8 protein-coding genes and 1 riboswitch are annotated in these 12,389 nt (G+C 54.0%); all 8 genes read right to left on the bottom strand.

What is annotated here, in order from left to right; all coding sequences use genetic code 11:
• Positions 1 to 49: 49 nt before the first annotated feature.
• On the bottom strand, positions 50 to 1,576 hold the full coding sequence (locus KDC22_RS04905) for a glycosyl hydrolase (RefSeq protein ID WP_211722249.1): 1,527 nt from the start codon (positions 1,574 to 1,576) through the stop codon (positions 50 to 52).
• A 195-nt stretch (positions 1,577 to 1,771) separates the two neighbouring features.
• Positions 1,772 to 4,105, bottom strand: a complete 2,334-nt coding sequence (locus KDC22_RS04900; protein WP_246553306.1) for a PA14 domain-containing protein — start codon at positions 4,103 to 4,105, stop codon at positions 1,772 to 1,774.
• A gap of 14 nt (positions 4,106 to 4,119) precedes the next feature.
• Positions 4,120 to 4,200: riboswitch (cyclic di-GMP riboswitch) on the bottom strand.
• A 137-nt stretch (positions 4,201 to 4,337) separates the two neighbouring features.
• On the bottom strand, positions 4,338 to 5,711 hold the full coding sequence (locus tag KDC22_RS04895) for a sugar phosphate nucleotidyltransferase (protein ID WP_211722248.1): 1,374 nt from the start codon (positions 5,709 to 5,711) through the stop codon (positions 4,338 to 4,340).
• Between the two features lie 945 nt (positions 5,712 to 6,656).
• Positions 6,657 to 7,997: a UDP-glucose dehydrogenase family protein gene (locus KDC22_RS04890; RefSeq protein ID WP_211722247.1), complete on the bottom strand. Its 1,341-nt coding sequence runs from the start codon at positions 7,995 to 7,997 to the stop codon at positions 6,657 to 6,659.
• Between the two features lie 4 nt (positions 7,998 to 8,001).
• Positions 8,002 to 9,102, bottom strand: a complete 1,101-nt coding sequence (locus tag KDC22_RS04885) for a glycosyltransferase (protein ID WP_173136644.1) — start codon at positions 9,100 to 9,102, stop codon at positions 8,002 to 8,004.
• 102 nt (positions 9,103 to 9,204) lie between these two features.
• The gene (locus tag KDC22_RS04880) at positions 9,205 to 10,344 is read right to left on the bottom strand and encodes a glycosyltransferase family 4 protein (protein ID WP_211722246.1); all 1,140 of its coding nucleotides are present in this window, start codon (positions 10,342 to 10,344) and stop codon (positions 9,205 to 9,207) included.
• Positions 10,341 to 11,531 carry a glycosyltransferase family 4 protein gene (locus KDC22_RS04875; RefSeq protein WP_173136648.1) on the bottom strand — a complete coding sequence of 397 codons (1,191 nt, stop codon included), beginning with the start codon at positions 11,529 to 11,531 and terminating at the stop codon, positions 10,341 to 10,343. Before KDC22_RS04875 ends, KDC22_RS04880 begins: the two co-directional genes overlap by 4 nt.
• Entirely contained in the window at positions 11,518 to 12,372 is an 855-nt protein-coding gene (locus KDC22_RS04870) for a glycosyltransferase family 2 protein (protein WP_173136650.1), read from the bottom strand. Before KDC22_RS04870 ends, KDC22_RS04875 begins: the two co-directional genes overlap by 14 nt.
• Between the last annotated feature and the right edge of the window lie 17 nt (positions 12,373 to 12,389).

Raw genomic sequence — 12,389 nt, 5'->3', positions numbered from 1 at the left:
GCTTTCTTCCGGGGTGTCCTGCACTATACCGGGCTTACGTCACGTTTCCTTAAGGAAGCGTCAGTGCACTCTGGGGAACAATCATCTGCTTCTGGCTGGGACTTCTCCACATCAGACTGACGCTGGCATCCCCGCGGTTCTCGTAATACTCCACTTTGATCGGGTAGGGAGTATTCGCGGAGAGCGTAATGCTGCCCTCCCTGCTGGCGCTGCTCTGGTTCTTCCAGCTGTCAATAATCAGCTTGCCGCCGATCCATACACGAACGCCGTCATCTGAGGAAGCCGTGAACGTGTACTTTTCACTGTAGAGGGGCTTCAGTGTCCCGGTCCAGCGCACCGAGAATGAATCCTTGGCAATGCCGGTTGCCGGTGAATTCCCGTGCCAGTTGAACTGAATCCTGCTGTCGTTACGGGTAAGCAGCGGTGAGCCGGACAGGTCCATATTGCCGAAATACTGCCCTCTCAGACCCTTCCGGGAACCTGCAGCGAACGCAGGGAGTCTGGGGCCCATCGCAAGCTTGTAATCCTCCCGGGATACCGTGTATTTATGGTTCATGAAGCTTTGGATTTTCAGGGGCGGGTTATTCTCAACCAGCATTTTCCCCCATGTCATCGTATATACCCATTTACTTTGCTGTTGAGCCATGATGACAGGGTCTGGAAGCTCTCCGCTCTCCCCGATTCCGATCGGTTTGCCGTCGGCCAGCTTCAGGAGGCTGTCATAGTAAGACTGCTTGAAATCATTGTCATAGATATCGGCGGCTAGAATATCCACCTTGGAGGCACCCGGATAATAATCGGCGTAAGGCTGTGACGACTTGTTCGGGGCATTCGGATTCCACACCCACAGCAGGTTGTTCAGCTTGTGCGTGTTCACCATGCGGTCGTATACCAGGTCCCAGAGCTTAACGAAGTTATCCTTCTGCCCCCACCAGAACCAGCCGCCGTTCATTTCATGATAAGGACGCCATAAGACAGGGACTCCGGCATCCCGCAGCTCACCTAAATATTTCGCCACCTCATCCAGCTCCGCAACCAGCGCTTTGTACTGCGCAGTCCCGGGGGTCACATAAGCATTGAACTTATCCTGGCTAAGCTGCATATGGACATTGGTCCATATGGGGGAGGTTCCCGGCAGATTCTGATGGAAGGTCATGGCGACAATCCCGCCGTTCTCATGCCACCGGATGGCGCTGTTTACGACAGCCTGCCGCTGCTTGGCGATGGTCTCCTTAGACTGGTTGCCTATCGCTCCCAGCTCATAGCCGTGCAGAACGGCATACTGGCCGCTTGTGTTTTTGAGCTTGTTGTTGAATTCATCGGGGCTCTCCAGGTAATCATGCTGGCCGGAAATCATGCCTTTGCCGCTGAGATCACTGAGATAACTGAGCAATGCGGAAGCCTCCTTGGAGGCCGAGGGATTAATGGGCTTGACGGGTACGGAGGCGGCAGATGTCGTAACCTTGGCGGTTGCGGGAAGACTGCGCCCCTCCCCCGTCCCCCATGGGATCAGTGAAAGGATAAGGATAAGAGGAAGAATGGTTATATATAGCCTGTATTTACGGTAAGTGTTCAATGTAATCTCCTTTCTCCAGCCGCACTGCTCCGGTAGACTAGGTCTCCCGGGAGGCTAAGCCTTCCCGGAATCGTCTATAGCTTAGTAGCCCTGCTGATCAGCAGGGCCATTAAGAGTGGGCTTACAGGATTTATAATTGTAACGTCTTAACCAGTAACAGCGCCAAGAATGAACACAGCTGCGGACCTTATAAGCTTAGGAAGCGGAAGGGAGGAATAGTGCGCTTGCCGGAACCGTTCCTTTGGCCTGGCTAGGACTCTGCCACATCAGGCGCGCTTTCGCATCCCCTTGATTCTCATAATACTCTACTTGAATATCATACAGCTCGCCTGCGGTCAGGCTTATGCTGCCCGAGCGTTCGGTCCCGCTCTGCTTCACCCAGCTGTCGATCACAAGCTCACCGTTAACCCGTACGCGGATACCGTCATCCGAAGTGGTATAGATCTGATAAGTTTCAGTATACAGCGGCTTAATCTTGCCGCTCCAGCGTACGGAGAAGAAATCTATGCCGATGGCGGCATCCGGCGAGCCTTGACGCCAGTTGAAATCAAGTACAGCATCGGTGCGCACTACAGCGGGATCGCCCGATAGCGTCATATTAGTGAAGTATTCCGCGTACAATCCGTTTGCAGCCGGAGGATTCTCCGGTACTGCTGTAGGAGTGGGTACCGGAGCAGGTGCCGCTGTCGGCGTTGGTGTCGGCACTGGTGTTGGCGTCGGTGTAGTTACTGGTGCCGGCGTTGCTGTTGGTGTTGGTACTGGTGCCGGCGTTGCTGTTGGCGTTAGTGTTGGTACTGGTGCCGGCGTTGCTGTTGGCGTTGGTGCTGCAGATGGAGCAGGTATGGAGGTATTGCTTGTTTTTATAAATAATGCACTGGCCGGAACGGTAGCCTTCACCTGACTCGGGCTCTGCCACATCAGATGGACATTCGCATCGCCAGCGTTCTCATAATATTCCAGCTTGATATCGTACTGTTGCCCGGCAGTAAGGGCTATGCTTCCGGTACGGACTGTCCCGCTCTGCTTGACCCAGCTGTCAATGACTGCTGTGCCGTTCACATATAAGCGGATACCGTCATCCGAGGTAGTGTAGAACTGATAGGTTTCGCTGTAAGCAGGCTTAATCTGGCCGGTCCAGCGGATCGAAAAGGCATCTGTACCCAGCGCAGCAGCCGGAGTTCCCTGGCGCCAGTTGAAGCTGACCACATTATCACCGCGCACCATCACTGGCGTGCCTGAGAGGGTCATATTCTTGAAATATTCTCCCGTCAGACCGTTCTGGAGGGGCGGCTGTTCCGTATCACTGGGAACGGGGACTGGCTTCGGTACCGGAGGGACTGTTGGTGCTGCTAACGTTGGTACAGGCGTTGGCGTTGCTGTTGGTACTGGCGTAGGTGTTGCTGTTGGTACTGGCGTAGGCGTTGCTGTTGGTACAGGTGTAGGCGTTGCTGTTGGCGATAGTGTCGGTCTTGCCACAGGTCCTGCCCAGGCTTTATATTGGTCACGAGTCAGGGTATAGCTGTCATTCATGAAATTCTTGATTGTCGCCGTGCTGTTGTTCTCATAGAGCATCTTGCCCCAGTTCATCATAAACACATAATTCTGCTGGGTAAGCTTCAGCTTGGATATACTTGGCATTTCACCGTTCTCCCCGATGCCAATCGGTTTACCGGCAGCCAGGCTGGACAGTTCATCATGATATTTATTCGAGTAGTCATTATTGTATATATCTGCTGCCAGCACATCCACTTTGTCCGCACCCGGATAGGTCCGTTCGTAAGGGTCTGAGTTGGAATTGGGCGCATTCGGGTTCCACACCCACAGCAAATTATTTAATTGATGAACGTTAACGAAACGGTCATACATTATATTCCACAGTGCAACAAAATTGTTCTTCTTCCCCCACCAGAACCAGCCGCCGTTCATCTCATGGTAAGGTCTCCATAGAATCGGAACACCTGCATCCCGCAGGCTTTTCAGGGAAACGGCCACTTTATCGAGATCCGCAATCAGCGCTTTATACTCAGTCGTGCCGGGGGTTACGTATTTGTCGAATTGCGCCTGGGTGATTGGCTTCTGCACATTGGACCATTCATATCTGGTGCCCGGAAGGCTCTGGTGAAACGTCATAGCGACAATCCCGCCCGCTCTGGACCAGTTCGTCGCACTCCAGACGATATTCTTGCGCTGCTTGGCAACTCCGCTCTCCGTCTGTCCGCCAATCGCTCCAAGCTCATAACCATGCAGTGCTGCGTAATGTCCGCTTGTTCCCTTCAGCTTGTTGCTTAGCTCATCCGGGCTCTCGAAATAATCATGCTGCCCTGTGATAATTCCATTTCCCGAGATCTCATAGAGATCGTTCAGCAGCTTGACAGCCTGGGCTGAAGCATTGGGATTCACAGGTGCTCCGGAAGCAGATGCAGCCTTGACCGATGACGGGGCTATTCCGAGTCCTACAGGTACAGCAGACAATAATACGGCCAGCGACAACACAGTGCAGAGCAAACGAGACTTACGGTAAGTTTTCACAATATTCTCTTCCTTTCGGTAGCCAGGCTGCCACTCTTGCGAAGGCCCTATAGCTTTGCGTCCCTATCTTTCGATTAGGTTTGCCTTTGTCGTTTTGGAAGGATCAATCCCTCTTACCGTAAGTATCGTCAGTATGCAAATTTAATGTATAGTATTGGCGAAATTTATCCAAAAAATAGTTCTCAGTACCTGATTTGAAATTGTAACAATTGGTTAAATGGATAAGTTGGACCTACGAAATGAACTGATGTAGATCTATATCCTCCCAGTCCAGAGTAATACGAATGTTATCCTCTTCTACCAGCTCAGAGCCGGTCTGCACCTCAATAAATTCCACATCTGTAAGCGCCAGAATCGCGTGCTTGGTCCCTTCTGGTATCCTTACCACATCTCCTGCCTTCACGTTGTGCATCTTCTCGTTAATCACAATGCTTGCTTCCCCGCTGACAAAAGTCCAGATTTCACAGCGCTTGTGATGCAGCTGGTAACTGATGTTTTTGCCCTCGTTGATGAAGATCCGCTTGGTCAGCACCTCATTGCCTTCATCATATTTCACATAATCAATCACCTTGTAGTGGCCCCAGCGGCGCTCTTCGTACATCGGTCTTTGTTCAAAAGACTTCAGCACTTCCTTGATCCGCGGACTCTCTGCCTTATGCGTCACCAGAATGCCGTCCGGGCTGGCGGCAATAATCAGATCCTTCGCCCCGATCACCGTGATCGGAATATCCAGCTCGTTAATGAGGCAGGTGCCCTCGGAGTCAGCGGTCACGAACCCTTTGCCGACATGGTTGCTGGTCATTTCCTCTGTTAAGGTGTTCCAGGTCCCCAGGTCCTTCCAGAATCCGGCATAGGGCTGGACCACGATATTATCCTCTTTCTCCACCACTTCGTAATCAAAGCTGATAGAGGAGAGCAGCTTATACTGCTTCTGCAGCTCCTCGTAATTCAGCGGCAGCCCTTTGCGCTGCAGGATATCGAGCAGGTAGCCCAGACGGAAAGCGAATACCCCGCAGTTCCAGAGGGCATTCCGGCTGATCAGCTCCTCGGCCTGCTTGCGGTCCGGCTTCTCCTGGAAGTGGCTCACCTGCAGGTAACCGCTCGCCCCTGCCTCTGCGCTCGTTGGAATGATATAGCCGTATTTCTCCGAAGCATGTTCTGGAACTACGCCCATCAGCGCCAGATTCGCTCCGCTCACCAGCATGGTGTTCTCCAGCTGTAATACCGTTTCGAAGAAGGAGGATTCCACATAAGGGTCCACCGGCAGGATCGCTACAGTCTCGCTTGGGGAGACTCCGGCAATGGAATACAGGTAGGCTGCCGTCAGCGCAATAGCGGGGAAGGTATCCCGCCGCTCCGGCTCTACGATTATCGGCACCTCGCTGCCGAGCTGGCTCTGAATCATCTCCACCTGGCTGCGGCCGGTCGCAAGGTAAGACGACTCCGCCATTCCTGTCTCCTGCAGTTGTCTCCATACGCGTTGTACCATGGATTCCGGTTCACCTGCCGGGCTTTCCAGTACCTTCAGAAATTGCTTCGAACGTGAATCATTGGACAACGGCCAGAGCCGTTTACCAGAACCGCCTGATAGAAGTACCAGTTTCATATGTGAACCCTCCATATCGTATTGTTATTGGGTATTTCTTGTTGCGGAGCTGTGAGTTAAAATCCCGCCTGTTATGAGGGTCGCTGCAAGGAATTTTGGGCTTACGGCCGCTGTTGTCTCCAGATGTTGTTGATTATATTGCTTGCAGCAGATAACATCCGGAGACAAGGGCGGACGCTAACGCTCCTACAGCTCCAAAATTCCTCTCCGCTCCATTCCTTAACAGGTAACCTATAAAGATTTCAACTGCTGGCTATTCGCGCAGGCAGTGAATTCTCCACTTCGCTCGCTGCCCTCTGGGCGAAGCTCCCGGCTAAAGATCCGGATATTGCCGCTTGTTGTTGCGGCAATTGAACCGTGGCCGCGGGCCGTGCTTGCGCGGTGCGGAAAGATTTAAAGACGCATATGTTGCGTGCCTCTTGTTCCAAGGGGGCGCCGCCAACCTAAGCGACGGCAAAGGTGAAATCAGGTGCACTTTTGCTCCTCATTTCCACCTTTGGCCTGCATCCGGGGAAATGAAGTGCACTTTTACTCCTCATTTCCACTTTTGGCCTGCATTCCGGGAAATGAAGTGCACTTTTGCTCCTTATTCCCACTTTTGGCCTGCATCCGGGGGAATGAAGTGCACTTTTGCTCCTCATTCCCACTTTTAGCCTGCAACCGGGGAAATGAAGTGCACTTTTACTCCTTATTCCACCACTCAGCCGACTTTCGGCGCTTTCAGAGGGACTTTTCCCTCTCCTTTCGCCACTCAGCCGACTTTCGGCGCTTTCAGAGGGATTTTTCCCTCTCATTTCACCGTGCAGCCCACTTTCGGCGTATTCAATGGGATTTATCCCTCTCATTCCACCGTACAGCCCACGTTCGGCGTATTCAATGGGATTTATCCCTTTCCATTCAATGAATAGCCCACTTTCGGCGTAACGCATCAAGTGGATCGCCGCTCTAAACCGCGCCAGCCACGCTCTGGGAGAAGCCGCTAAGGCCGCCCATCTGCGGGCGCCCCACAGAGATATACTCCAGGCCGGTGCCTTCGATCTGGTCTTTGGTATAGATATTGCGGCCGTCGATCAGCACCTGACGGCGCATGGTCTTTGCCAGTTGATGCAGGTTGATCTCTTTGAACTGGTTCCAGTCGGTCAGGAGGCAGACGGCGTCGCTGCCTTCAGCGGCTTCTTCAGCCAGACCGCACCAGCGCAGATGCGGATGATCGTATTCCTTACGGAAGTTGTCGGCGGCAATGGGGTCATACAGCTTCACGGTAGCCCCCTCGGCGACGAGTGCCTCCACGATCTCGCGGGCCGGTGCCTCGCGGACATCATCGGTATTGGGCTTGAACGCAAGCCCCCAGATACCGATCACGGCGCCGCGCAGGCTGCCCAGCGATTCATGCAGCTTGGAGATGATCATGAACCGCTGGCCTTTGTTCACCTCGACGACCGATTTGAGCAGCTTGAACTCATAATCCACATTGCCGGCGATCTGGATCAGCGCATTGGTATCCTTCGGGAAACAGGAGCCTCCATAGCCGATTCCGGCCTGCAGGAAGGTAGATCCGATTCTCCGGTCCATGCCCATCCCCTCTGCCACCTCGGTTACATCAGCTCCTACCTTTTCGCAAATGTTGGCAATTTCGTTAATGAACGATATCTTCGTCGCCAGAAAAGCGTTAGACGCATATTTGATCATCTCTGCGCTGCGGATATCGGTAACGAACACGTTGTCCGTGAATCCCTTATGAAGCTCGCGCATGGTCGGCTCAAGCGCCGAATTATCCAGTCCGATCACGATCCGGTCGGGATGAAGGGTGTCGCGGATTGCAGAGCCTTCACGGAGGAATTCAGGGGCAGAGACGATATCGAAGGGATGATTCGTATGGGAGGCGATCAGCTTGCGGATCCGCTCATTGGTGCCAACGGGAACCGTCGACTTGGTCATGATGATCTTGTAGCCCTCCATCGCGTGGGCAATCTCGGTTGCCGCCCCTTCGATGTATCTCAGATCGGCTTCGCCGCCCGGAAGTGAAGGAGTACCTACTGCAAGAATAACGATATCGGAGCGGCGGACCGACTCCTGAAGATCGGACGAGAAGCTTAGGCGGCCCTCGCGCAGATTCATCTCGATCAAGGCCTCAATGCCCGGCTCATAGATGGGGGATTCCATCCGGTTCAGCTTATTGATTTTCTCCTCATCCTTATCCACACAGATGACATGATTCCCGTTCAAGGTGAAGCAGACGCCTGATACAAGTCCTACATAGCCGGTACCAATTACTGCGAGTTTCATAGTTTCATCCTCCTTTTAGGAAATTGACGTAGGCCTGTTCCACATACTGCTTGAACTGAACCATAAACGCCTGCTCATCGAATTTGCGTGCATGGCCCATAATCTGGTCAATATCCCATGCATAGGACTCCACCTCATCAATGGCCCGGAGCAGATCATCAACCTCCTGGTGCTGGAAGAATACGCCGTTAACGTAAGGAATAATCGTGTCCAGCGCTCCTCCGGCCTGATAGGCGATAACCGGTCTTCCTGCGGCATTCGCCTCCAGCGGCGTGATACCGAAATCCTCTTCCCCAGGGAAAACAAATGCCCGGCACTGTGACATCAGCCCTGTAACTTCCTCATCCTCCAGCCGGCCCAGAAAAGATACATTCCCTTTGGCCATGCCTTCCAGACGCTTCCGGTCCGGTCCGTCCCCGACAATATACAGCTTAAGACCGTTACGGTTGAACGCCTCCACCGCCAGATCAATCCGTTTGTAGGAAACCAGCCGCGAGACAATCAGATAATAATCGCCAATGTTCGAGGAGCTGCTGAAACGGGCTGTATTGATCGGCGGGAAGATGACATCGGAATCCCGGTGGTAATAATTTTGAATCCGCGTTTTCACGACAGAAGAGTTGGCTACGAACTGGTTTACATTTTTGGAGGTGCGCTGGTCCCAGCTCTTGAGCCGCTGCATATACACCTTCAGCAGTCTTTTGAACAATCCCGAATTCGACTGCCGCTCCATATACGTGTCATAATCCCAGGCGAAACGCATCGGCGTATGACAGTAGCACAGATGGAAGGTGGACTCGGGCACCTGGATGCTTTTCATAAAAGCACTGCTGGAGCTAAGGACGATATCATACCCGCTGAAGTCCAAATCGCGGACAGCCATAGGGTAGAGCGGCAGCACCCCTTTGAAATTCCGCTTCACTCCCGGAATGTTCTGCAGCCAGGAGGCGCGGATATCCGCGTCTTTGAGGTTATCGGTCAGGCGGCTTCCGTTAAAAACCGTTGTGAAGATCGGAGCTTCCGGATACATGTGATGAAAGACCTCCACCACCCGTTCCGCCCCGCCCATCTGGATTAAATAATCGTGCGCTATCGCAATTTTCATGTGAATCATCCTCAAAGTTTTTTGGAGCAGCATCATCAAGCAGTGAACGCATGGCTGAAACAGATGTGATGCAAGCCTTAATCATTATCGTGAGCGGGAGGATCAGGTGACAGCCAGCAGACCTTTGTAGTAAGCGACGATGTCCTTGACCGTGTTCTCGATTACAAAATGCTCTTTCACCCGTCTCATTCCATTGTCCGCCATGCGTCTACGCTCTTCGGGATGGTTCAGCATCCAGGTGATGGAATCTGCAAGTACAGTAGCATCTCCAGGCTGGATCAGCAGTCCTGTTTCGCCAGGAACCACAATCTCCACCGGTCCGCCTTCATTGGAGGCGATCACCGGCAGTCCGGCCGCCATACCTTCGACGATAACCTGGCCGAACGGCTCAGGGGTGATCGACGTATGAATCAGTAAATCCGCTTTATTCATGAGTCCTTGTATATCATCCACATGACCCAGCAGGCTGACATTGGTGATGTCCCCTTGCTGCATCTGCTGAATTAATCCCTGTTTGTATTCCTCTTCGCCGAACAGCGCGTCACCGGCAAGCCAGAACTTCACGCGGCTGTCGTGCTTGAAGGCCTTGGCGGCTTCCAGCACAATATGCTGGCCCTTCCAGTGGGCGAGCCGGCCGACCAGCAGGACGTTGAAGTCCTTCTGGTCCCGCTTGCCGATGCCTTCACCGATGGCTTTGGCAAAAGCGGAGTAGACGACCAGCGTCTTCTTCGAGCGCGGCAGCTCCAGCGCATTCAGCGTGGAATGGGAGTTGGCAATCACCCCGTTCGGCAGCAGGCGCGACAGCAGCCGGATCGCCTTGGCGACAACCGGCTTGAGGTAAGGCGCACCGATATGGTCCCGGATGTGCCAGATCAGCGGCACTCCTGCTTTTTTGGCAGCTACTGCTCCGTAAAAGGCTGATTTCAGGGAATTGGTATGCACACAATCCACCTTCTCCTCCTTAAGCAGCGGGGCAAGCTTACGGCCATAGGCGAGCAGCTTAAGCGCAGCCGCCGGGGCACCGAGGTTCAAGGCATTGCGCCCACGGCTGCGGATGCTCTCGTCCAGCGGGATGATACGGACGTCTATGCCCTTCTCCCGCAGACGTTCAGCAAGCGCGCCTTCCTCTGCGAGGATAACCAGCGGTTCAATCTGCTCACCGATATTGGTGAGAATGTTGAACAAGGCGACCTCTCCCCCGCTCCATTTGGCGGTGTGATCAATATAAGCGACTTTGATCATCCTACGCTCACACCCTTTCCCAAGGTTTCGAGGAACACAGATTCCACTTGATCGCCTACATGCTGCCAGGTGTACTTCTCCAGCACATGATTCCGGCATTCATCCCGGCCGGGCAGCAGCTTGCGGTTGCTCAGCATATGAATCATGCCTTCCGCCATATCTTCGCTGGCGGCACTCTTGAACAGCAGCTCCGGGCGGAAGCCCTGGAGAATCTCCTTGTTGCCGCCGACCGGAGTCGCCATCACCGGCAGCCCCGAGGCCAGGGCCTCAACGGTGATCAGGCCGAAGCCTTCCAGCGCCTGAGAAGGAACGACGAACATATCCGCTGCCTGATAATAGGAGGCCAGCTCATGATCGGGAATGTAGCCGAGCAGCCGGACCTTGTTGCCCAGCCCGTAATCGGCTATTCTCTCTTCCAGCTCCCCCCGCAGCGGGCCTTTGCCTCCGATCAGCAGAATCGCGTTCGGAAACCGCTCGGCGACCTGCTTCCAGGCTTCCAGCAATTGCAGCAGCCCCATCCGGTTCATCAGCCGCCGGACCGTCAGGACCGTGGTGGCGCCTTCCGGCAGATTCAGCGTCCGGCGGATCGCCAGCCGGTTCGTGGCAGGCATGAACCGCTCCACATTGGCCGCTCCCGGAATGACGGTAATCTTGTGCAGCGGCACTCCGTGCAGCTCGTGCAGCATATTACGGAAGTATTCGCTGAGGACGATGAATTTGTCCGCCAGCTTGTAAGCCTTATGTTCTATCGATTTGGCAATCGTTGTTTTGACCTTATGCTTGATGCCTTGACCTTCGATCTTCATCTCTTCGTTCCAGGGTCCGTGGAAGGTCATGACCACCGGAATCCCCCGCTTCTTCGCTTCAATCGCCGGACCGATGCCGTAAGGCGCGAAGTGGGTATAGAGGATATCAATCCGCCCGCTCCCATCCCCCATCAGGGACGCCGCCTTGCGCTGAAAAGCATCCTTGCGCTTCCAGATCGTCTCCTTCGGGTCGCCGGCATTATGGATGATCAGTTCCTTGTTAGTCTCCGGCGTCTCCTGGCTGCAGATCAGGGCATGCACCTGATTCCGTGTGGAGAGCTGCTCACATACCGATTTGAAATAAGTATTCAATCCTCCGGGCTGTAACGAGGGCCAGCTGAGGCCGGTCGTCATAATGTTCAATCCGTCATTGTACGACATAGCTTCTCTCCCCCTTGTTCTCCTTCTCCGCCTGGCCTTCTGCGTTATGCCGGGCCAGCTTGCCGGAGCTGTGCAATTCGTAATGCTTGAAGCCGACCATGAATTCATACATCACCCAGAATACAGATACCGCGAATCCCGAGATTCCTTTCTTGAACAGGCCATGGAGGAAATACTTCTGCAGGAACCGTGCCGGCGGCCGCAGCAGCAGATGACTGAGCTTGAACGGCTTGCCGCTGGCGAATGCGCTTTGCGCTTCCAGATCCGTGTATTTGTTGAACCGGGCGACATGATCGTTGATGCTGCGGAAGCCTTGATGCCACAGTATTCCGCTGAGCTTCACAGTCCGCTCCTCGGACACCTCCGGCATCTCATGCACCAGACTGTTGCGGATTCCATATTCCTTGCGGTTATAGAGCCGCACCAGGTATTCGCCCTTATCCAGCCATCTGCCGAGAAAATCACCGATCCGGTACAATGAGAACGCCACGGTAGCATCGGTCAGTCCCGGTTTGCGCTCCAGGATATCCTGCGCCAGCTCTTCGCTGACCACTTCGTCGGTATCAATCAGGAAGACCCAATCATGGCTGGCGCGTTCCACTCCGAATTCCCTTTGCTTCGCATATCCGGGCCATGGGTTGACATACACCCGGCACCCCAGGCTCTCGGACAGCTGGACTGTCCCGTCTTTGCTTCCTCCGTCGATAACTACCACCTCGTCGGCGAACAACCGGCAGGACTGAATGGCTTTGGTGATTCGAACTTCGTCGTCCTGGGCGATGATGATTGCCGAGATCGGGTAACTGCCCCGGCCGCCGAGCACGCTTGTCAGTGAATCCATGAAGGGTTCCTCCTTTT

Source organism: Paenibacillus tritici (assembly GCF_018207515.1).
Classification (GTDB): domain Bacteria; phylum Bacillota; class Bacilli; order Paenibacillales; family Paenibacillaceae; genus Paenibacillus_AQ; species Paenibacillus_AQ tritici.
Note: the sequence above shows the minus strand (reverse complement) of the source record. Positions and strands in the feature narration are given on the sequence as shown.

What these genes read in the sequence shown, in the direction of transcription:
- KDC22_RS04895 (WP_211722248.1), bottom strand. Translation starts at nt 5,711, where the DNA reads ATGAAACTGGTACTTCTATCAGGCGGTTCTGGTAAACGGCTCTGGCCG.
- KDC22_RS04890 (WP_211722247.1), bottom strand. Translation starts at nt 7,997, where the DNA reads ATGAAACTCGCAGTAATTGGTACCGGCTATGTAGGACTTGTATCAGGC.
- KDC22_RS04885 (WP_173136644.1), bottom strand. Translation starts at nt 9,102, where the DNA reads ATGAAAATTGCGATAGCGCACGATTATTTAATCCAGATGGGCGGGGCG.
- KDC22_RS04880 (WP_211722246.1), bottom strand. Translation starts at nt 10,344, where the DNA reads ATGATCAAAGTCGCTTATATTGATCACACCGCCAAATGGAGCGGGGGA.
- KDC22_RS04875 (WP_173136648.1), bottom strand. Translation starts at nt 11,531, where the DNA reads ATGTCGTACAATGACGGATTGAACATTATGACGACCGGCCTCAGCTGG.
- KDC22_RS04870 (WP_173136650.1), bottom strand. Translation starts at nt 12,372, where the DNA reads ATGGATTCACTGACAAGCGTGCTCGGCGGCCGGGGCAGTTACCCGATC.